Genomic DNA, 19,844 nt, shown 5'->3' with positions numbered 1-19,844 from the left:
TTTTTGCACCTAATCCAGTGAAAGGTGAGGGTGTTGTGTTATCAGCCAATGCTCCAGTTCATCTGCGGGCATTGGTTTAGCATAAAGAAATCCCTGTTTTTCATCAATACCAATAGAATCCAGAAATTCTTCTTCCTCTTTAGTTTCTACCCCTTCGGCGATCACTTGCATTTTAAGTGCTTCGGCGACAACGATAATGGCTCGTACCAGAGATTGTGAAATAGGATTAGTATCAATATGGCGAACAAAACTTTGATCCAGCTTAATGGCATCAATAGGGATGCGCGCTAACTGAGAGAGTGAAGAATAACCAGTACCAAAATCATCTAAGTGAACTTGAGCACCTAAGTAGCGTAGCTGTTTAATTATATTGATAGCGGCGTCTTCATTATCAATTAAGCAACTTTCCGTTAATTCAACATCGACCAAGCTAGATTCCAGTCCGCTGGCTTCGAGAGATTCAATAAAGCTGGTAACGATAGCCTCATCTATCAATTGTCGAGCAGAAACATTGACGGCAACTCGTAGGTTAATCCCGCGTTTTCTCCAATCGACGGCTTGTTGCATCGATGTTTGCAGTACCCATTTACCCAGGGGCCTGATAAGTCCGGATTCTTCGGCATAGGAGATAAATTCCAGAGGAGCAATCAAACCTCGTTCAGGCGATAACCATCTGACGAGTGCTTCTACACTGTGCACTTTTCCTGTTTTGGTTGATATTTTTGGCTGGTAATAGACATGTAATTGGTGCTGTTCTAAACCCTTGCGTAAATTGGTATCGAGCCAAACATATTCGGATACTTTTTTATTCATTTGCTGCGAGAAAATTGAATAGGTCTGTTTTCCATGTTCTTTTGCGGTATACATAGCGGTATCTGCGCTGCGAATAATATTTTCCAATGTGTCGCCATGCTCAGGGCATAGTGCAAGACCAATTGAACAGCCGGTATATACCTCGATCAATCCAATCCGGAAAGGCGATTTCATACGGTTGAGAATTCTCTGTGCAGTTGTTTCAAGCAAGTTTATCGTAGCGTTTTCGACCAAAACAATAAACTCATCACCTCCTAACCGGGCAAGCATTTCGTTGTCACCCAGGCAACTTAAAATAGCCTGAGAAACATCCTTCAGTAACCGATCACCAAACATATGGCCGTAATGGTCATTCACTTTTTTGAAGTTATCGAGATCGAGATAAATAATACCTACAGAGGTGTCAACACGGGTTTGGATTGCGCTGTTTATGCGTTCATGAATAGCATGGCGATTAGGTAAACCAGTAATCATATCGGTATTGGCCAGAATCCTAAGGCGTTCTTGAGCGCGTCTCTCTTTGGTAATATCAGTGCCAGAGCAGATGAGATAGCGCTCATTTTTACCGCTACCACTATGAACAAACTTATTGCGGAATAAAAATAGGCGCTTTCCTTTAACGGTGTTAACCCAACGCTCTGCTTCATAAGATGCACCACGCTGAAAGAATCCCTCAATATTTTTCCGTGACGACGCCCCTTCCTTGGCTGTCATAAATAAGTCATAGACGTTTTTACCAATAACATCTTGCTCTTTCTTACCGGTATATTCTTCGCTAAGGTGGTTAAATCGTTGTACGCACCCATCTTTATCAAGAATAACAATCACTGAATTAGCTTCAGAAACGACCTGCTCTGCAAAGGAAAGACCTATGACCAAGTCACGAGCTACAGATTCAGTATCAGCATAGGCTGAGGCAGTACCTCCCCATTCTTTCTTATTAATCTTGCGGCCGACAAGATGTAGATGAAGGGGGTGACCATAAATTTCAATTTCAATATCTAAACTTGCAGTAATTCCGGTTAAGCTCCGGATTCTCATTGTTTGGACTAAATTAAGGGATATTGCGATATTTGTTGTCCCTTTAACTGCAGATAACTCTAAAGCTTGGCTATCAAAAGCAAGCCGCCAAAATGGGCTATGAGTACCAAAGTAAGCATTGAGGATCGACGTGTCTTGGTTTTCGAACATATGCGACCCCCTAAAAGTGTATATGAGTCTTTTACTTACCTTAGCCGGAAACTCAGAAGGCCCTATTCCTAACCCTCCCAGTGATGAATAATCATCCTGACCTGTAGAACATGACTCTATCCAGATCACCTACCGAATAAAGTATATGTGTAATTTATTCATACCAGATCGTAGATAGTAGTGATAATCATATTAAATGCTTTTTTTACTTTAAGGTTGTGATGAAAGTTAAGCATGAAAAAATAAAAGACACTATTTTTTATATTGTTACGTTCATTTAGGCTAAATCCTAAAATGAGAAAAGAAAGATGAGACATGGTTTATTGGAGTGTAGTGGGGATAGTATGGTTTTTAGTGAGTTAATGATGGAAGTATGTCAGTGGTAAGCAATCTGGGTATTCCATTTCGAAACAAGATGAGAATACCCGAGGTAAATCACGATTATGGTTTTTCTGCGATTCTTTTCAGATACTCATTATTTTTGAATACAATCATGATCATCTCAAAACCAATACGTGAACTAATGCCACCGCCGATGATGATGGCAATCCCTATGAAGAAACTACCAAACATCGCCAGTACGCCGGATACAATGATGCCAAACAGTGAGAGCCAATATAAAATAGTAAGAATTTTTGGTGTCAGCATTGAATCAAAATAAAGTACATTCTTAAGCATTACATAATCCTTCATCTTTAAATGTTCAAATTTCGGTAGTGATTATGTATTAATTTTAAGTTCGTGACCACACATTACTTATTGTGAAATATATATAATCCCCTTTCCGGATAATATTTTTACTTAAAGTTAAGTACCATTCCAACCCCGACCTCTTCTATATCAACCGCACCGGCTAATGCTATTTTAGCTTTTAGGTCAGTACAGTGACAGGGATACAGTGCTTGTGCGCTGAGCTGCTTGAAATAGTCTGATGTTCTGGTGAGGATGGATTTTTCTGTATTTAATAGATGAAAACCACCAATAACAGCCCGAACGCGCTTATCACCGGTCACTTTAATAGCATAATCAATAATATTGCAGATCCCAGAGTGAGAGCAGCCAGTAATAATTACAATACCCTCTGGGCTGGTATAAACTATCGCACTGTCGTCTATGACAAAGTCGTCAACTTCATGGCCACAACAATTGATAGTTTTCCCTATAGGATGCAGCCCTTCAAAATCATTACTACGTTCTATCTCACCTAAAAAAAGTAAATTATCCGTAATGTAATAAACACCGGACTGATCAATTCGTTTGAAAAAGGTGGAATAGCCATCAGCCGGAAAGTGAGCACCTATTGATTTATCTTCGTAGTATTTAGGGGTAAATGCATTGGGGTGAGCCACAAGTTTTATTTTCTGCTCACTATAGTGATTTGTTCGGTCTAGATATTGTGCAAGATGGGTTAAGCCCCCGCTATGGTCGTTATGACCATGGGAGAAAATCACACTGTCGATATTGCTGATATTAATACCCAGAATTGCCGCATTACATAGAAAAACGTCAGAGTAACCAGTATCAAAAAGAAAATTTTTCCCATTAATTTCAATGTGATAACAAACTCCTGGTTCAGCTATAAGATATTTATCTATTAGGGTGTTGTTATCAACCAGTACAGTTAACTGCATATCCTTTTCCTTGTTTACTCACATTATTCCGACACTAGTTTTATTTGCGGCTATCGAAAAGTAATTTACACGCTAATCCGGTAAAGACTCCGCTTAGCAAATAGTTTGGCCAGCGAGCTGAAAACGCCCCGATTTTAAAGCGGTTACTCATATTACTGACCACTAAAATCAGGCTACCATTAATAATCAAGCCAATAGCATTCAGGATGGTTGCCAATAACAGCATTTGCACAATCACTGAACCTGACTGGGGGTGATAAATTGTGGGAACAGCGCCAGTACAAATAGAGCCATCTTGGGATTCAGCAATTTGGTGAATAATCCTTTCCGGAAGGCCTTATATACGGGAGCGGGTGATAACGCTGCTTTTATCGGGACGCCGTGGGCTGAGGTGAGTATTTTCCATGCCAAATAGAGTAAATAGCATGCACCGAGTATCCGCACTGCATCGTAACCTATTGGTACCAATATAAAAAGTTGTGAAAGCCCTAATGCTGCCGCCAACGTGTGGTAATAAGTTCCCAGCTGAATACCTGCAAGTGCTACACAAGCACCGGAAAACAGCAGTAAAGTTGTTGTGGCGATCATAACCTCTCCGCAGGAATTATTCGAAAATATGGGCACCTAGTTTTGTTTGTTCAACATACTTCATATAACGGGGGAAAAACAACGAATGTCCTATGTTGTTTAAAATTAGGTGCAGGTTTGTTTAAGCTTTCAATGGCTAGTGATAATTATCCTATACAGATGAGAGTTTGAGAAACTAATGATAATAAGAGCGATATCTGAGGACATTCCGCGCTTAGTTGAGATTTGGGAAAAAGCAGTAAGGGAATCGCATTTGTTTCTAACTGAGGCTGATATTCAATTTTATTTGCTTGGGCTAGAAGTTTGGTTATTTGAAAATAGCAGAGAGGCAGTAGGGCTTATTGGCCTCGATGGTAATAAAGTGGAGGTGTTATTCATTGATCCCATCTATCACGGTAAAGGTTTTGGGAAAACGCTGTTGGCGCATGCTCAGCATTTAAAGGGAAAGCTCAGTGTGAATGAACAAAATCCCGCTGCGTTAGCTTTTTACTTGAAATCTGGATTTGTAAAAACTGGCCAGTTCAGAACTGGACGGTGAGGGAAAGGCTTTTTCACTGATTCACTTGGCGCAGGCAGAGTAATAAAAGCCCAAATTTCTCCGGGCTTTAGTAAAACGGATGAATAAAAGAAGTTACTCGATGTTCTGGATCTGCTCGCGCATTTGCTCGATAAGCACTTTCAGCTCAATAGCTGAATTGGTAACTTCGGCATTGATAGATTTTGATGCTAGCGTATTCGACTCGCGGTTGAATTCTTGCATCATAAAATCAAGGCGGCGGCCAACGGCTTCTTTCTTCTTCAGAATATTGTGTGTTTCTTTGACATGCGCTTCAAGTCGATCCAACTCTTCAGCTACATCGACACGTTGTGCCATCAGCACTAATTCCTGCTCCAGGCGAGTATTTTCCAACTGAACCTGTGCTTCTTCCAGTTTGTTGAGCAAACGCTCACGCTGCCATTGCAAGATGTTTGGCATATGCGCACGGACTTTAACCACTTCCGCACTAACGCCATCCAGCCGCTGTTCAATAAGCGCTTTTAGTGCTGCACCTTCAGTTTCGCGGGAAACGATAAAGTCATCCAACACAATATCCAGTGCCTGCATCAGCTCAGTGCTGATGGCATCCAGATCCTGTTCTTCTGCGGCCATAACACCCGGCCAGCGCAGAATATCCACTGGATTAATTTCGCCTTCATCACTTTGCATCTTGACCCACTGACCAGCTTCAACCAGTTGCTTTGCCAGTTTCTCATTAAGGATCAAAGAGCTTTGTGAGTTAGCATCCAGCTCGAAGCGCAAGCTGCACTCAATTTTGCCACGGGTCAGGCGGCCGCGGATACGTTCGCGAATAACCGGTTCCAGGCTACGGAACTGTTCAGGTAAGCGAATGTAAGTTTCTAAATAGCGTTGGTTAACGGAACGCAGCTCCCAGGCTGCGCTACCCCATTCACCCTTAATGTCACGTCGAGCGTAAGCGGTCATGCTGCGGATCATTGTTGCGTACCCGTTTTCAAGAAAAGATGCAGGGATTATAGCCTCCGAGGCGCAGGCAGGATAGGCATTACATCACTAAGGCCGTATAATGCGCGACCAATATCGATTTAAAGCCGGAGAAAGCCCCATGCGCCCAGCAGGCCGAGCAGCACAACAAGTCCGCCCATTGACCCTGACCCGTAATTACACGAAACACGCTGAAGGTTCCGTGTTGGTTGAGTTTGGCGATACCAAAGTATTGTGCACCGCCACGGTCGAAGAGGGTGTTCCGCGCTTTCTGAAAGGCCAAGGTCAGGGCTGGATAACCGCTGAATATGGCATGTTGCCACGTTCGACCCACAGCCGTAATGCGCGCGAAGCCGCAAAAGGCAAACAAGGTGGTCGCACTTTAGAAATTCAGCGCCTAATTGCTCGTTCTTTGCGTGCGGCAGTTGATTTGAAGAAATTGGGTGAGTTCACCATTACGTTAGACTGCGATGTGTTGCAGGCTGATGGTGGCACCCGTACAGCCTCAATCAGTGGCGCTTGTGTCGCTCTGGCTGATGCATTAAATAACTTAGTTGCCGCCGGTAAATTGAAAGCTAACCCGATGAAAGGGCTGGTAGCTGCGGTTTCTGTTGGTATCGTGAAAGGTGAAGCCCTTTGCGATCTGGAATATATAGAAGATTCTGCAGCAGAAACTGATATGAATGTGGTGATGATGGAAGATGGCCGGATGATTGAGGTGCAAGGCACCGCAGAAGGCGAGCCGTTCAGTCACGAAGAGTTACTGGCGTTGTTGGAACTGGCTCGGGGAGGGATAGAAACTATCTTCCTGGCGCAGAAGGCGGCGTTAGAACAATAATTGATAAAGGCGACTTGCTAGTCGCCTTTTTTTTGCCTGCAATTTAGGCACCGAATCATTCAACAAAGTAATTAATGACAGTAGCCACAATCTAGAGGAGACGTACCAATGAAAGCCTATCAGCGCGATTTTATCGAGTTTGCGCTTAACAAGCAGGTGTTGAAGTTTGGCGAATTTACCCTGAAGTCTGGGCGGATTAGCCCCTATTTCTTTAATGCAGGGTTGTTTAATACCGGGCTTGATCTGGCAAAACTCGGGCGTTTCTACGCCGCGGCGTTAATGGATTGTGGTGTGGAGTTTGACCTTTTATTCGGGCCAGCATACAAGGGCATTCCTATTGCCACCACCGCCGCCGTAGCCTTGGCTGAGCATCATGGTCGTGATGTTCCTTACTGCTTTAACCGTAAAGAAGCCAAAAATCACGGTGAAGGTGGCAGCTTGGTGGGGAGCCAGTTAAAAGGCCGAGTCATGCTGGTGGATGATGTGATAACCGCTGGTACTGCGATTCGTGAATCAATGGAAATTATCAATGCGCAGGGCGCCACCCTAGCTGGTGTGATGATTTCATTAGATCGTCAAGAGCGTGGTCGTGGTGAAATCTCTGCGATTCAGGAAGTTGAACATGATTATCACTGTAAAGTCATCGCGATTGTGACGTTGAATGATGTGATCCGTTATTTGGAGGAGAAACCGGAGATGGCGGCTCATCTGACGGCGGTGCGCCAATATCGTGAGCAATATGGTGTTTAAGATTTCCTCATTATGAAAATACAAAAAAGGGCCGTTTGGCCCTTTTTATATGACTATCACAGCGACTTTGTGGCTTATTGCAACTGAGCCACAATCAAAGGCCAGCGGGAATCAAACTCTTGCGTCGGTCGGTAGCGAAATTCTGAGCGAACAAAACGTGAAAGCATCCCTTCACAAAATGCTAATAGCTGTGTTGCCAATAGCGCTTCATCATGGATAAAACCTTGCCCATCACGCAGTTTTTTCTCGCGTAGCACCTGACGTAGCTGTACTTCAATTCGTTCAAACAGCTGGTTAATTCGCCCTTGTAAGCGGTCTTGCTCGAACATCAGTGCATGCCCGGTCATGATGCGAGTTAGCCCTGGATTGCGCTCCGCAAAGCCTAATATCAGCAATAGGATCAGCCGGAGGCGATTAAACGTCTCTTTTTCATCTTGCAGAATCAAATTAATGCGGGACATCAGACTGTCTTCAATAAACTCGATCAGGCTATCAAACATCCGCGTTTTGCTGGGGAAATGACGATAAAGCGCGGCTTCCGAAACTCCCACATTCGCGGCGAGTTTGGCGGTAGTAATGCGTTGGCTGCCATCGCTGGATTCCAGCATTTGCGCTAAAGCCTGCAAAATTTCCTCGCGCCTATTCCTTTTCGTATTTTCTTTTTCTGCCATGTCCGAGTAGACCCTTGCTAAAAATGACTTAATAACAAAAACCCCAATACCGGCCGCACTGGATACCAAGTCCCGGCGGCTTATGTGATAGCTTTTTTACGGTATCAGGGTCTAGGGTAGGTTATTGGCGCCCAGAATGACCAAAACCACCGGTACCACGTTCAGTAAGGTCAAAATCTTCAACCAAATTGAATTCTGCTTGTACTACGGGAACAAATACCATTTGTGCGATACGTTCGCCGGGTTCGATGATGAACGGCTGTTGACCACGGTTCCAGACTGACACCATCAACTGACCTTGATAATCGGAATCAATCAGCCCGACCAAATTACCCAATACCACCCCGTGTTTATGTCCCAAACCTGAGCGCGGCAGAATGACCGCCGCCAGAGTGTTATCACCGATATGTATCGCTAAACCAGTGGGTAACAATGTAGTTTGCCCCGGCAGTAAATCAACTGCTTCGTCCAGACAAGCACGTAAATCCAGCCCAGCAGAACCTTCTGTAGCATACGTTGGTAAAGGAAATTCCTTGCCAACACGTGGGTCCAGAATTTTAATGTCGATTTTTTTCATCATAACGGCTGACAATCTCGTCTATTAAACGCTGACTGAGGAGGTGCTTATCGCTGAGCGGTAAACGTTTCTCTCCAGTCGGCCAAAAAAGGTGCAAGGCATTGGTATCACTGTTAAAACCATGCTCTGCGAGCGATACATCATTAGCGCAAATAAGATCCAGATTCTTCCGCGCTAGTTTTTGTCGCGCGTATTCTTCCACATTCTGGGTTTCGGCAGCAAATCCAACAACAAATGGACGTTTTTTAACCATCGAAGCCACCCCGGCGACAATATCCGGGTTTTTCACTAACTTAAGGGTAATTTCGTCACCCTGTTTTTTTATTTTCTCGTCAGAAACTTGCTCGGCGCGGTAATCCGCTACCGCAGCGCAAGAAATAAAAATATTCTGCTGGGCGGCTAAGTTCTGAACTGTTTGTTGCATCTCCAGCGCACTGACAACATCAATGCGATTCACAGCAGTAGGTGTGGGGAGGTTTACTGGCCCGGCAATTAGAGTGACTTTTGCCCCTCTGGCAGCGGCCGCTTGAGCGATCGCGAAGCCCATTTTCCCCGAACTTTGATTGCTGATAAAGCGCACGGGATCAAGCGCTTCACGCGTTGGCCCGGCGGTAATCATGACACTCAAATGTTTCAGGTCTTGTTTTGCTGTAAAATGTTCATGCGCCAGCGCGACAATTTCCAGAGGGTCCAGCATTCTACCTGGGCCAACATCACCACAAGCTTGACTGCCGCTATCAGGCCCCCACAATAGCATTCCACGACTGGCTAGGGTCTGTAGATTGGCTTGAGTAGCAGCTGCGCGGTACATCTGTTGATTCATGGCGGGCACGGCAGCAACAGGAGATGCGGTTGCCAGGCAAACTGTTGTTAGCAAGTCATTCGCCATGCCAGCGGCCACTCGCGCCAGTAAATCTGCTGTGGCGGGGGCCATTATCACTAAATCAGCCCATTTACCCAGCTCAATATGCCCCATTGCTGCTTCTGCCGCAGGGTCGAGTAAATCATCAGAGACGGGATAGCCCGAGACTGCCTGCAACGTGAGTGGCGTAATGAATGCTTTGGCCGCGTGGGTCATCACCACACGAACCTCTGCACCTCTGTCGCGTAAGCGGCGTACCAGCTCAGGAGATTTATATGCGGCAATACCCCCGCTAATCCCGAGCACAATCTTTTTACCAGAAAGATGTTCGCCGGAAAGTCCCGTCATCATGATTGTCCGAATGAAAGTCATAAGAGGCGATATTTTAGCATAACCGCCGGGTAGATTAGCTATCAGGGCATCTCCTGATGCCATCAATCATCAAATTTGCGAGGCGTTACGCATGCTGCTCACCATGGAGTCGCGGCTCATAAAGCCTTCTGTCATGCTGTTTGTGCTGTTCAGGGATAAACAGGAGCCAAGGAATGGATGAGTGGTATGGGCATATGGCCCCAAGAGAAAAACTGCTGAAATACGGTGCTGCGGTACTGACTGATGCCGAATTGCTCGCTATTTTTCTGCGCACGGGTATCCCAGGCATGCATGTAATGAGAATGGCTGAATATTTGATTGATGAGTTTGGCTCGTTGCATGAGCTTATCTCGGCAGATTATCAGGTGTTATGTGCAAAAAAGGGGATTGGTATTTCGAAATATAGTCAGATTCAGGCTATCGCAGAACTGGCTGGTCGCTGCTTTTCATCTCATCTAATGCGGGAAAGTGCCCTGCTTAATGCCGACATTACACAAAAATTTCTACAAAATATCCTTTCTCATCGTGAAAGAGAGGTTTTTTTAGTGATGTTTTTGGATAACCAGCATCGTGTTATTCGCCATGAGGAGATGTTTACTGGTACCATCAGCAGTGTTGAAGTCCATCCGAGGGAAATTGTGCGTGAAGCGTTGAAGGTTAATGCCGCCGCGCTGATTCTGGCGCATAATCACCCTTCGGGTAAGGCTGAACCGAGCCAAGCTGACCGTTTGATGACTACGCAGGTGATAAAAGCCTGTTCATTATTAGATATTCGAGTGCTCGATCATTTGGTGGTTGGACGGGGTGAATGTGTCTCATTTGCCGAACGCGGATGGCTTTAGAGAAATAATAATTGATCCTTTCGGGATCTTTAGCTGTTCGGGACTTGAGCACTTACGCTTCAGAGCGTATACTACGCCACCTTTGAGAATCTTGGGTTTGGCGTGAAGAGCCTATCTCAACAGGTTTATAGCCTGGTGACAGGGGTTTCTGACCTGATGACAGTGAGTCTTCTCAGTGAATTTGCTGAGATGGGCTCTAAAGCCTGACGAGGCGGCCAAATCCTATACGAAGCTCGAGCTGATTTGATTTTTGGAGAATAGACATGTCCCGAGTCTGCCAAGTTACTGGCAAGCGCCCGGTGAGCGGTAACAACCGTTCCCACGCAATGAACGCGACCAAACGCCGTTTTCTGCCGAACCTTCACTCTCACCGTTTTTGGGTTGAGGGCGAGAAGCGCTTTGTAACTCTGCGTGTATCTGCTAAAGGTATGCGTGTTATTGATAAGAAGGGTATTGAAACGGTCTTGGCCGAAATTCGTGCCCGCGGTGAGAAGTATTAAGGAACTGAATCATGGCTAAAGGTGTTCGCGAGAAGATCAAGCTGGTTTCTTCTGCTGGTACTGGTCACTTCTATACCACCACGAAGAACAAGCGTACTAAGCCGGAAAAATTGGAATTGAAGAAATTCGATCCAGTTGTCCGTCAACACGTGATCTATAAAGAAGCTAAAATTAAGTAATTTTAATTTTGGTGGATTAAGAAAACCCGGCCTCGGCCGGGTTTTTTATTATATAAAGTCTAGTGAGACACGCTAAGGGGGTCGCATGCCTGAATTACCAGAAGTTGAAACCAGCCGACGCGGGATCGAACCTTATCTTGTCGGCCAAACAATTCTTTATGCTGTGGTCAGAAATGCCCGCTTACGTTGGCCAGTATCTGATGAAATCTTGGCACTCAGTGACCAACCGGTACTCAGTGTCCAACGCCGAGCTAAATATTTACTGATAGAGCTGAAAACAGGCTGGATTATCGTCCATCTAGGGATGTCAGGTAGCCTGCGTATTTTGTCGGAAGAAACCGAAGCGCAGAAACATGATCATGTTGATTTGGTTATCAGCAATGGCAAAATCCTGCGTTATACCGACCCGCGCCGCTTTGGTGCCTGGCTATGGGCAAAAGACCTTGCAACCAGTAGCGTACTCGCACACTTAGGGCCAGAACCTCTGAGTGATGAATTTACCGCTGGGTATCTGTTTGAAAAGTCACGAAACAAACGCACTGTAGTTAAGCAGTGGCTAATGGATAATAAAGTGGTGGTCGGGGTGGGCAACATCTATGCCAGCGAATCACTATTTACTGCGGGTATTCTGCCGGAACGCGCCGCTGGTTCATTAACCGAAGCCGAGGTCACACTGTTGGTGGCAACAATTAAAGCCGTGTTATTGCACTCTATTGAGCAGGGTGGCACTACATTGCGCGACTTTTTACAGTCAGATGGCAAACCGGGTTATTTTGCACAAGAGTTACAGGTATATGGGCGAGCGGGTGAGTTATGTCGGCGCTGTGGGAATGTGATTGAAATTGCGAAGCACGGGCAGCGTAGCACGTTTTTTTGCCGCCACTGCCAGCATTAATCTATCCCTTTCGTATTTGAAGCCGCAGGGAGTGATCGCCTGTCTGCAACTCCAATTACGTGGGTATTGGTGTCAATAAAGAATCACGCCAACTTAGCCATCAGCGCTGCGGTTACGGGCGCAGGAAGGAATGGCGAGATATCTCCACCATGGCGCGCCACTTCCTTCACTAATGACGAAGAGATAAATGACCACTTTTCTGATGGCATCAGAAAGACACTTTCCAGCTTTGGCATTAGATGGCGGTTCATATTGGCCAGTTGCCATTCATATTCGAAATCTGATACCGAGCGTAAACCCCGCACCAAAATATTCGCGTTATTTTTTTTGGCAAATTCCGCCATTAGCTCACTGAAACCCAAAACTTCCACATTCTTCAGTGATGCAGTCACTTGTTTTGCCAAGGTGACCCGCTCGTCTAGGGTAAACATCGGTTTTTTACTGGAACTGTCGGCGATTGCCAAGATGACATGACTAAACATTGCGGAGGCGCGGGTGACTAAGTCTAAATGCCCATTGGTAATAGGATCAAAGGTCCCCGGATAGATGGCTTTGGTGGTCATGAATTCTCGCTTTTCTGATATTGATGGCTCAATGCCCACAGAGCCGCATATTTGTTAAAAGTATATTGCGCGTTGACCACCGCCAGCAATAGCCCTTGTTTACCATCGAGGAAACCGGCACGTAATAGCCATGTTTTACAGAATGCCCCAAGAGTATGGCTGAGAATTGAAAAATAGCTGCAGCTTTTGCCTTCTTGATGGCGCTGATGCGCCCAAGCCTGCGCATAGTTGAGTTGTTTTTGCTGAAAGGTGAAAAAGTCACGGCAAGTCAGGTGCAGTAAATCCCCAGCTAGCGGGATAACTTTAGCGGAGCCGCTATCAAGTGATTCATGGACTAAATTATCGTTGTAATGGTATTGATCGCGCGGATATAAGCGGGTCACTCTATCAGGATACCAACCGCTATGGCGCATAAAGCGGCCTAAAAACAGGTTTCGCCGCGCACAGCTATAAACCGCGCCTTCTTCTGGCGCCAATAACACGGCTTCAATCGCGGTTTTTAGCTCGGGAGTCACTCGCTCATCAGCATCGAGCATTAGAATATAATCGCCAGTGGCATATTGCTGGGCTAATTGTCGCTGTTTACCATAACCCGGCCATTCTGTGTTGCTGTAGACTTTTGCGCCATATTGCTTGGCCAAAGCGACGGTTTCATCTTCACTGCCTGAATCTAATACCACTATTTCATCAGCCCAGATAACGGATGCCAAACAATCCGCCAGCAGTGCGGCTTCATTTTTAGCAATCATCACCACTGACAGGCGTTTTTTGACACTCATTTAGTGGCTCCGTTGCGGTAGATAAGGCTCCAGCAAGTGCAATAGCCGTTGTAGCGCGCCCTGATTTTCATGCAATACATCAACCGCATGGCGGCCATAATAGAGGCGGCAATCTTCATCAGTCAGCAGCATGGTAATTTCTTTCACCAGAGACAGGGTATCAGTGACAGTAATCAACCCTTCAGCCTGCTCCAGCTTGGCACAAATGTCTTTAAAATTAAACGTATGTGGCCCCATCAACACAGGGATGGCATGCGCTGCTGCTTCCAATGGATTATGGCCGCCGCGCTCAACTAGGCTACCGCCAACAAAAGCTAAATCAGCAATGCCATACAGCAGCATTAGCTCACCCATGGTATCGCCGATCACCACTTGTGTGCTACTCGAAGGCACTTCGCCTTTGCTACGCAATGTATAACTTAGCCCGGCTTTTTGTGTTAATTCAATGGCTTTCGGGAATCGCTCTGGATGGCGCGGTACCAGAATCAGCAACAATGTCGGGAAGTGTTGTAATAATTGGCGATGAGCTTCCAACAAGATAGTTTCTTCGCCGTCATGGGTACTGGTCGCTATCCAGACAGGGCGATGTGGTGCCCATTGGCGGCGTAAGGTGATGGCTCTGGCGGCTAATTCGGGGGTTACCGAAATATCAAATTTCAGACTGCCGGTGACTGTAAGCTGTGAGCGCCGAAGGCCCAATTCAATAAAACGGTCGCCATCTTCTTGATTTTGCGCGGCAATTAGAGTGATCCGCTGCAGCATATTACGGATAAAACTACCGATTTTTTTATAGCCAGCGGCAGAGCGTGCCGAAAGGCGCGCATTGGCAATGACCAGCGGTATCTTGCGGCGATGCAGCGCATTGATGAGGTTCGGCCACAGTTCAGTTTCCATGATGATGACCAGCTTGGGATTCACCTGATCAAGAAAACGGTTCACAGAACCGGGAAGGTCGTAGGGTAGATAAACGTGGTGGACATCTTTGCCAAAAGCGGATTGAACACGCTCGGAGCCGGTAGGTGTCATGGTGGTCACGGTAATGGGCAATGATGGATAACGGTGGCGTAATGCTCGGACTAAAGGGATAGCGGCCAGTGTTTCACCGACTGAAACTGAATGCAGCATAATACCGCCAGCAACAACTTTACCGGCACAAAAACCATAGCGCTCCCCCCAGCGTTTGCGGTAAGCGGGGGCTTTACGGCTGCGTAACAGCAACCGCAGCCAAATCAGAGGTTGAATAAGGTAGAGTAATACCTGATATAAACGCAGTAACATTCTATCAATTTCATTTATATGGATTATTAAGAATAATACCATATTTGAGCAAGAAAGGCTCTTTTCCACTGGGGCTGCTTGATAACCCGAGCAGGGTCAGGCTATTTATAAAAAAGAATATAAACTTTCAACAAATGAGAGGGGGGAAATTGATTTTTCTTGTTTAAGAGTGAGAATGATTTTCATTACGATGAGGTGTAATTAATGAGGTAGCTGTAGATATCATCAGCTTATTCAATGATGCTATTTTCAGCTAATAATACCTTGTTATTTAGTGGTTTATCACGCACTCAGGAAAATTAAGTTTTATTGGGATGGTATTGAGCCATTAATTAAGAACATAGAGAAATCAATGAGCTGTTATTAGCAAAAAGTGAATTAATGAGCTTCGTTAATAGCTTGAATAACAGATTAACAATGTTTAACTATCAGAATACTGACAACTATTAGTTCTGATAACAGCCAGCTCTGATAATTACCAGCGCTGACTGTTATTACACAGTAAATGCGGGCTTACGGATCTTTTAAGCGGGCATAACTGGCTAGAAATAATTGCTTATGAAATAAGCGGTTCCAATTGCGTCATAATGGTTTCAGCCGTAATGGTATCCATACTTTTTTGCTCGGAGATTACCGCAATCTGGTTTTTGCCGTAGCCACCAATCAAACCAGGGTCGGTTGGGCCGAACAAGGTAATATTGGGGCGATCCAGAGCGGCGGTCAGATGGCTGAGACCGGTATCAACGGAAACCACTGCTTTTGCACCCGCCAGCACCTCGGCCACTTGCTGGAGACTGAGTTTAGGTAAGACCTCAACATGAGAAAAATGCTCCGCTAACCGCAAAGCACGTTGATACTCATGTTCCGCCCCCCAGGGTAATTTTATTTTTAAACCCGTCGGAGCAACCAATTCAATCAGTTTTAGCCAATGGCTCTCCGGCCAGTGTTTGCTGTCGCGGGTGGTTGCATGCAAGAAAACCAGATATTGGCCAGCATCGGCAGGTAAGTGGTTTAAAAAACGCGGTGCGATAGCATAGTCACCATAACTTTCCGGCTTATCGTAGCCGAGGCTCTCCGCAAACAACTGGCGGATGCGTTCGACAGCATGTTGTTTGATATCAATCTGATGGCGGCAGTTGTAAAACCAGCTAGCAAAGGGTTCACGGGCACTTTTGCTGTCCGGCCCATGTTTTATTCCTTTAGCGATGCGGGTAATCAATGCGGCACTTTTAATTAGCCCCTGAGCATCAATCACCACATCATAGCTGCGCTGCTGCACCACACGTTTAAAATCACAGCGCTCTTGCCGGGTATCACTGCCGAACCAATTTTTCCGCCAACGGCGGATGGCAACCTGAATAACTTTATCCACCGCCGGGTGCCAACTGGGGATTTGGCTGAAACCCTCTTCTACCACCCAATCAAAGCGAATGCCGGGAATGGCATTCATGGCATCAGTCAGCGCGGGTAATGTATGTAAAACATCGCCCATTGAAGAGGTTTTAACGATCAATACATGCATTAATCGGCCTCTTTCGCTGAACAGGTGGGTGCCGAGAGCTGCTTCTCAAGGGCAGCCATCACTTGTTCAGGTTGGATATCAATCAAACTCTGATGATAACCCTGCGCACTGTCGCCTTTACGCACTTTGTGATAGCCGGTAATCAGGCGAATAACTGTGGCTTTGTCAGACAGTGGCGGAGTGAAGTCCGGGCTGCTTGGGCCATATAAAGCGACTAACGGCTTATTTAATGCGGCTGCAACATGCATCAAACCGGAGTCATTACTGACCACGGCGTTACAGGCGGCAATCATGACCACAGCTTGATCCAGCGAGGTCTGGCCTGCGAAATTGAGGCAATACTCGCGGGCGGGTTCATCCAGCGCTTGGCGGATTTCTTCACCAGCTTCATTATCTTTGGCTGACCCCAACAAGATGACTTGATAGCCTGTATCAATCAGTTTCTGGGCCAGCGCGGCATAGTGATAATGTGGCCAGCGCTTTGCCGGGCCAAACTCTGCACCAGGGCAGAAGCCAATAATTGGGCGGTTATCCGTTAGGTTGAATGATGCCGTAATCTCAGCAATTTCTTCATCCTGAACCTCTAATTGAGGCCGTAGCAAAGGCTGTGGTAAATCATCGGCTGAGTGAATACGCTCTTTATCGTAGGCCAATGCAACATAGCGCTGAACCATCATCGGGAAAGCTTGTTTATCCAGAATGCGCATATCATTGAGTAAGAAATAGCGCATTTCGCCACGCCAGCCTGTTCGCTGTTTAATCCCTGAAAAATAAGGTATTAGGGCCGATTTAAATGAGTTCGGTAATACATAAGCGCGATCATAGCCTGTTTCACGCAAGGCCAGACCCAAGCGGCGGCGCTCCTCAAAAGCAAAAATCCCATGGCCTAATGGCATCGGGACGGCATGGCGAACTTCTGGCATTCTAGCTAAAAGCGGACGGCACCATGCGGGCGCCATCACATCAATTTCTGCTGCCGGATATTCGGCCTTCAGGGTGCGGTAAAGACTTTGCGACATCATCATATCGCCAACCCAAGAAGGGCCGATGACCAGTATTTTCATACCGTTTATCAATTCCTTGCAGCAAGTTATTTAGACTGAGCTATTGAGCCAGGCGAGGTATTCTTTGACGCCTTCGGCGACGGTTTTGAACGGCTTGTCATAACCGGCAGCGCGCAAATTAGTTAAATCAGCTTGCGTGTATGCCTGATAGCGACCTTTCAGTTTTTCTGGGAATTCAATGTATTCCACAGGCCCGCTTTGATGGAAGTCCACCACCGCATCGGCAACCGCCTGGAAAGATTCTGCACGACCTGTACCGCAGTTGAAAATGCCGGATACGCCGTTTTGCCAGAACCACAGGTTAACGTCAGCAACATCGCCGACATAAATAAAGTCGCGTTTGAAGTTTTCACTGCCGGAGAACAATTTAGGGTTTTCGCCCGCATTGATCTGGTTATTCAGATGGAAAGCTACACTCGCCATGCTGCCTTTATGACCTTCACGTGGGCCATAAACATTGAAATAACGGAACCCGCAAATCTGTGAATCAGCTTCAGGCAAAATTTCGCGCACATACTGATCGAACAAGAATTTAGAGTAGCCATAAACATTAAGCGGTTGTTCATACTGACGATCTTCAATGAAATTATCAGTACGCCCGCCGTAGGTGGCAGCGGAAGAGGCATACAGGAACGGAATACTGCGATCCAGACAGAAGTGCAGGATATCTTTAGAATACTGATAGTTGTTATCCATCATGTACTTGCCATCCCACTCGGTGGTGGAAGAACAGGCACCCTCGTGGAAAATCGCGTCGATATCACCCATATCATCACCGGCAACAATGCTGGCAACAAAATCTTCTTTATCCATGTAATCGGCGATATCGAGATCAACCAGATTGACGAATTTAGTGCCGTCTTTCAGGTTATCCACAACCAAAATATCTTTATAACCGATATTATTCAGTGCCTTAACGATATTGCTGCCAATGAAACCGGCGCCGCCAGTGACGATAATCATCAGGTTCACCCTTGTTAATCTTCTTGGTCGGGCACAATGCCCCACACTCTATTTGCCGTTATCATAACATTTCATAGGATAGCGCACAGCCGGAAGGGGCTAATCTCTCTGTTTCTATGCGGCTTTAGGAATGTTCACCGTGATATGTGCTGCATTTTTTATAATATAAGACAAGGTTTCTCGTCAGTTCATCCATCAGGCAGTAAAATGTAGGGTGAAAATGCTCATTCTGGAGATAACTGCATGTCCCTGCCTTGTGATAGAAATGCCTTTTATCAGCAATTAGAACAACAACTCAAAACAACCCGTGCTGAAGGGCTGTATAAAAATGAGCGGATAATTACTTCCGCGCAGCAAGCTGATATTGCTGTGGCGGATGGCCGCCATGTCATTAATTTCTGCGCCAACAACTATTTAGGGCTGGCAAACCACCCCCGGCTGATCGCGGCGGCTAAAAAAGGCATGGATACTCATGGCTTTGGTATGGCCTCGGTGCGGTTTATTTGCGGCACTCAAGATACCCATAAAGAGCTGGAGCAGAAACTGGCCAGCTTCCTCGGTATGGAAGATGCCATTCTTTATTCCTCCTGTTTCGATGCCAACGGCGGTTTATTTGAAACTCTGTTGGGGCCAGAGGATGCCATTATTTCCGATGCACTGAATCACGCTTCAATCATTGATGGAGTGCGGTTATGTAAAGCCAAGCGCTACCGCTATGCCAATAATGATATGAGCGAATTGAAAGCCCAGCTAGAACAAGCCAAAGCAGGCGGCGCGCGCCATATCATGATTGCCACCGACGGCGTGTTTTCCATGGACGGCGTGATTGCCAACCTGAAAGGAGTTTGCGACCTAGCGGATGAGTATCAGGCACTAGTGATGGTCGACGACTCCCACGCAGTGGGCTTTGTGGGTGAAAATGGCCGTGGTACTCATGAATACTGCGAAGTAATGGATCGCGTGGATATTATCACCGGCACATTAGGCAAGGCGCTGGGTGGGGCATCAGGCGGTTATACCGCGGGTCGTAAAGAAGTGGTTGAGTGGTTGCGCCAGCGCTCACGGCCTTATTTGTTCTCAAATTCATTGGCTCCAGCAATAGTCGCGGCTTCTATTGAAGTGTTATCGCTATTGGAAGACGGCGCTGAGCTACGTGATCGCCTATGGGCGAATGCCCGTTTATTCCGCGAGAAAATGAGTGCCGCCGGTTTCACTTTGGCCGGTGCCGATCACGCCATTATTCCGGTGATGCTGGGCGACGCGACACTCGCGCAAGAATTTGCCAATGCATTGCTGAAAGAGGGTATTTACGTCACTGGATTCTTCTATCCGGTGGTGCCGAAAGGTCAGGCGCGCATCCGCACTCAGATGTCGGCAGATCATACGCCAGAGCAGGTGGAGCGGGCTGTTGAAGCCTTCATCCGTATTGGCAAGCAGCTTAACGTTATTGCGTAAGGGATTTTGA

Annotated in this window: 21 protein-coding genes and 1 pseudogene; 8 read left to right on the top strand and 14 right to left on the bottom strand. The window is 46.3% G+C overall.

Translation table 11 applies throughout. From position 1 onward, the window contains the following. Positions 1-9: 9 nt before the first annotated feature. From pdeR to OP863_RS19975, 4 genes and pseudogenes are all read right to left on the bottom strand, one after another. The gene (gene pdeR, locus OP863_RS19480; protein WP_145589645.1) at positions 10-2,004 is read right to left on the bottom strand and encodes a cyclic di-GMP phosphodiesterase; all 1,995 of its coding nucleotides are present in this window, start codon (positions 2,002-2,004) and stop codon (positions 10-12) included. A gap of 441 nt (positions 2,005-2,445) precedes the next feature. Next, positions 2,446-2,682 (bottom strand): DUF4282 domain-containing protein, encoded by a 237-nt coding sequence (locus OP863_RS19475; RefSeq protein WP_038637873.1) that lies wholly within the window; start codon positions 2,680-2,682, stop codon positions 2,446-2,448. 119 nt (positions 2,683-2,801) lie between these two features. Further along, positions 2,802-3,635: an MBL fold metallo-hydrolase gene (locus tag OP863_RS19470; RefSeq protein WP_265525726.1), complete on the bottom strand. Its 834-nt coding sequence runs from the start codon at positions 3,633-3,635 to the stop codon at positions 2,802-2,804. A gap of 40 nt (positions 3,636-3,675) precedes the next feature. Continuing rightward, a pseudogene (locus tag OP863_RS19975) lies at positions 3,676-4,223 on the bottom strand (LysE family translocator). Between the two features lie 178 nt (positions 4,224-4,401). Between OP863_RS19975 and OP863_RS19455 the strand changes: the two are divergent. Beyond that, positions 4,402-4,761 carry a GNAT family N-acetyltransferase gene (locus tag OP863_RS19455; protein WP_235895423.1) on the top strand — a complete coding sequence of 120 codons (360 nt, stop codon included), beginning with the start codon at positions 4,402-4,404 and terminating at the stop codon, positions 4,759-4,761. 93 nt (positions 4,762-4,854) lie between these two features. Here OP863_RS19455 and OP863_RS19450 read toward each other — a convergent pair whose 3' ends face one another. Beyond that, on the bottom strand, positions 4,855-5,718 hold the full coding sequence (locus OP863_RS19450) for a YicC/YloC family endoribonuclease (RefSeq protein WP_038637879.1): 864 nt from the start codon (positions 5,716-5,718) through the stop codon (positions 4,855-4,857). Positions 5,719-5,845: 127 nt separating this feature from the next. On the opposite strand from OP863_RS19450, the gene rph reads away from it, so the two are divergent. Both rph and pyrE read left to right on the top strand, forming a co-directional pair. Beyond that, positions 5,846-6,562, top strand: a complete 717-nt coding sequence (gene rph, locus OP863_RS19445) for a ribonuclease PH (protein ID WP_038637882.1) — start codon at positions 5,846-5,848, stop codon at positions 6,560-6,562. 108 nt (positions 6,563-6,670) lie between these two features. Next, positions 6,671-7,312, top strand: coding sequence for an orotate phosphoribosyltransferase (pyrE, locus tag OP863_RS19440; protein WP_265525725.1), 642 nt, complete (start codon positions 6,671-6,673; stop codon positions 7,310-7,312). Between the two features lie 74 nt (positions 7,313-7,386). Here the strand turns inward: pyrE and slmA are convergent, their stop codons facing one another. The 3 genes from slmA to coaBC form a co-directional block, all read right to left on the bottom strand. Beyond that, positions 7,387-7,983 carry a nucleoid occlusion factor SlmA gene (slmA, locus tag OP863_RS19435; RefSeq protein ID WP_004392079.1) on the bottom strand — a complete coding sequence of 199 codons (597 nt, stop codon included), beginning with the start codon at positions 7,981-7,983 and terminating at the stop codon, positions 7,387-7,389. Positions 7,984-8,104: 121 nt separating this feature from the next. Next, positions 8,105-8,563 (bottom strand): dUTP diphosphatase, encoded by a 459-nt coding sequence (gene dut, locus OP863_RS19430; RefSeq protein ID WP_038637890.1) that lies wholly within the window; start codon positions 8,561-8,563, stop codon positions 8,105-8,107. Beyond that, positions 8,541-9,773: a bifunctional phosphopantothenoylcysteine decarboxylase/phosphopantothenate--cysteine ligase CoaBC gene (gene coaBC / locus OP863_RS19425; RefSeq protein WP_186378162.1), complete on the bottom strand. Its 1,233-nt coding sequence runs from the start codon at positions 9,771-9,773 to the stop codon at positions 8,541-8,543. Before coaBC ends, dut begins: the two co-directional genes overlap by 23 nt. A gap of 194 nt (positions 9,774-9,967) precedes the next feature. Here coaBC and radC point away from each other — a divergent pair, with 194 nt between their 5' ends. From radC to mutM, 4 genes are all read left to right on the top strand, one after another. Beyond that, complete coding sequence (gene radC, locus OP863_RS19420) at positions 9,968-10,636, top strand: RadC family protein (protein ID WP_038637895.1); 669 nt, start codon at positions 9,968-9,970, stop codon at positions 10,634-10,636. Between the two features lie 263 nt (positions 10,637-10,899). Further along, the gene (gene rpmB / locus OP863_RS19415; protein ID WP_005164747.1) at positions 10,900-11,136 is read left to right on the top strand and encodes a 50S ribosomal protein L28; all 237 of its coding nucleotides are present in this window, start codon (positions 10,900-10,902) and stop codon (positions 11,134-11,136) included. 11 nt (positions 11,137-11,147) lie between these two features. Next, positions 11,148-11,315, top strand: coding sequence for a 50S ribosomal protein L33 (rpmG, locus tag OP863_RS19410; protein WP_004392084.1), 168 nt, complete (start codon positions 11,148-11,150; stop codon positions 11,313-11,315). Positions 11,316-11,400: 85 nt separating this feature from the next. Then, entirely contained in the window at positions 11,401-12,210 is an 810-nt protein-coding gene (mutM, locus tag OP863_RS19405; RefSeq protein ID WP_038637899.1) for a bifunctional DNA-formamidopyrimidine glycosylase/DNA-(apurinic or apyrimidinic site) lyase, read from the top strand. Positions 12,211-12,293: 83 nt separating this feature from the next. Here mutM and coaD read toward each other — a convergent pair whose 3' ends face one another. The 6 genes from coaD to rfaD all read right to left on the bottom strand — a co-directional run bounded on the left by coaD (position 12,294) and on the right by rfaD (position 18,379). After that, the gene (coaD, locus tag OP863_RS19400; protein WP_265525724.1) at positions 12,294-12,773 is read right to left on the bottom strand and encodes a pantetheine-phosphate adenylyltransferase; all 480 of its coding nucleotides are present in this window, start codon (positions 12,771-12,773) and stop codon (positions 12,294-12,296) included. Then, on the bottom strand, positions 12,770-13,552 hold the full coding sequence (locus OP863_RS19395; RefSeq protein ID WP_050292160.1) for a glycosyltransferase family 2 protein: 783 nt from the start codon (positions 13,550-13,552) through the stop codon (positions 12,770-12,772). The genes coaD and OP863_RS19395 overlap by 4 nt, the downstream gene beginning before the upstream one ends. Then, positions 13,553-14,830 (bottom strand): lipid IV(A) 3-deoxy-D-manno-octulosonic acid transferase, encoded by a 1,278-nt coding sequence (gene waaA / locus OP863_RS19390; protein WP_038637908.1) that lies wholly within the window; start codon positions 14,828-14,830, stop codon positions 13,553-13,555. It abuts the gene before it with no gap. A gap of 556 nt (positions 14,831-15,386) precedes the next feature. After that, positions 15,387-16,352 (bottom strand): lipopolysaccharide heptosyltransferase RfaC, encoded by a 966-nt coding sequence (gene rfaC, locus OP863_RS19385; protein ID WP_038637911.1) that lies wholly within the window; start codon positions 16,350-16,352, stop codon positions 15,387-15,389. Then, positions 16,352-17,416: an ADP-heptose--LPS heptosyltransferase RfaF gene (gene rfaF / locus OP863_RS19380; RefSeq protein WP_120010984.1), complete on the bottom strand. Its 1,065-nt coding sequence runs from the start codon at positions 17,414-17,416 to the stop codon at positions 16,352-16,354. The genes rfaC and rfaF overlap by 1 nt, the downstream gene beginning before the upstream one ends. A 30-nt stretch (positions 17,417-17,446) precedes the next feature. Continuing rightward, positions 17,447-18,379 (bottom strand): ADP-glyceromanno-heptose 6-epimerase, encoded by a 933-nt coding sequence (gene rfaD, locus OP863_RS19375; RefSeq protein ID WP_038637918.1) that lies wholly within the window; start codon positions 18,377-18,379, stop codon positions 17,447-17,449. A 243-nt stretch (positions 18,380-18,622) separates the two neighbouring features. On the opposite strand from rfaD, the gene kbl reads away from it, so the two are divergent. Continuing rightward, the gene (gene kbl, locus OP863_RS19370; protein ID WP_145540608.1) at positions 18,623-19,834 is read left to right on the top strand and encodes a glycine C-acetyltransferase; all 1,212 of its coding nucleotides are present in this window, start codon (positions 18,623-18,625) and stop codon (positions 19,832-19,834) included. Positions 19,835-19,844: the final 10 nt, after the last annotated feature.

The organism is Yersinia sp. SCPM-O-B-9106 (C-191) (genome assembly GCF_026183365.1).
Lineage (GTDB): Bacteria > Pseudomonadota > Gammaproteobacteria > Enterobacterales > Enterobacteriaceae > Yersinia > Yersinia rochesterensis.
Note: the sequence above shows the minus strand (reverse complement) of the source record. Positions and strands in the feature narration are given on the sequence as shown.

Bases quoted from the DNA above. Each gene is read 5' to 3' on its own strand.
- OP863_RS19470 (WP_265525726.1), bottom strand. From the start codon at position 3,635: ATGCAGTTAACTGTACTGGTTGATAACAACACCCTAATAGATAAATAT.
- OP863_RS19475 (WP_038637873.1), bottom strand. From the start codon at position 2,682: ATGCTTAAGAATGTACTTTATTTTGATTCAATGCTGACACCAAAAATT.
- coaD (WP_265525724.1), bottom strand. From the start codon at position 12,773: ATGACCACCAAAGCCATCTATCCGGGGACCTTTGATCCTATTACCAAT.
- OP863_RS19455 (WP_235895423.1), top strand. From the start codon at position 4,402: ATGATAATAAGAGCGATATCTGAGGACATTCCGCGCTTAGTTGAGATT.
- rpmB (WP_005164747.1), top strand. From the start codon at position 10,900: ATGTCCCGAGTCTGCCAAGTTACTGGCAAGCGCCCGGTGAGCGGTAAC.
- slmA (WP_004392079.1), bottom strand. From the start codon at position 7,983: ATGGCAGAAAAAGAAAATACGAAAAGGAATAGGCGCGAGGAAATTTTG.
- radC (WP_038637895.1), top strand. From the start codon at position 9,968: ATGGATGAGTGGTATGGGCATATGGCCCCAAGAGAAAAACTGCTGAAA.
- kbl (WP_145540608.1), top strand. From the start codon at position 18,623: ATGTCCCTGCCTTGTGATAGAAATGCCTTTTATCAGCAATTAGAACAA.
- rfaD (WP_038637918.1), bottom strand. From the start codon at position 18,379: ATGATTATCGTCACTGGCGGCGCCGGTTTCATTGGCAGCAATATCGTT.
- pdeR (WP_145589645.1), bottom strand. From the start codon at position 2,004: ATGTTCGAAAACCAAGACACGTCGATCCTCAATGCTTACTTTGGTACT.
- rpmG (WP_004392084.1), top strand. From the start codon at position 11,148: ATGGCTAAAGGTGTTCGCGAGAAGATCAAGCTGGTTTCTTCTGCTGGT.
- mutM (WP_038637899.1), top strand. From the start codon at position 11,401: ATGCCTGAATTACCAGAAGTTGAAACCAGCCGACGCGGGATCGAACCT.
- pyrE (WP_265525725.1), top strand. From the start codon at position 6,671: ATGAAAGCCTATCAGCGCGATTTTATCGAGTTTGCGCTTAACAAGCAG.
- dut (WP_038637890.1), bottom strand. From the start codon at position 8,563: ATGATGAAAAAAATCGACATTAAAATTCTGGACCCACGTGTTGGCAAG.
- OP863_RS19395 (WP_050292160.1), bottom strand. From the start codon at position 13,552: ATGAGTGTCAAAAAACGCCTGTCAGTGGTGATGATTGCTAAAAATGAA.
- rph (WP_038637882.1), top strand. From the start codon at position 5,846: ATGCGCCCAGCAGGCCGAGCAGCACAACAAGTCCGCCCATTGACCCTG.
- rfaF (WP_120010984.1), bottom strand. From the start codon at position 17,416: ATGAAAATACTGGTCATCGGCCCTTCTTGGGTTGGCGATATGATGATG.
- coaBC (WP_186378162.1), bottom strand. From the start codon at position 9,773: ATGATGACGGGACTTTCCGGCGAACATCTTTCTGGTAAAAAGATTGTG.
- OP863_RS19450 (WP_038637879.1), bottom strand. From the start codon at position 5,718: ATGATCCGCAGCATGACCGCTTACGCTCGACGTGACATTAAGGGTGAA.
- rfaC (WP_038637911.1), bottom strand. From the start codon at position 16,352: ATGCATGTATTGATCGTTAAAACCTCTTCAATGGGCGATGTTTTACAT.
- waaA (WP_038637908.1), bottom strand. From the start codon at position 14,830: ATGTTACTGCGTTTATATCAGGTATTACTCTACCTTATTCAACCTCTG.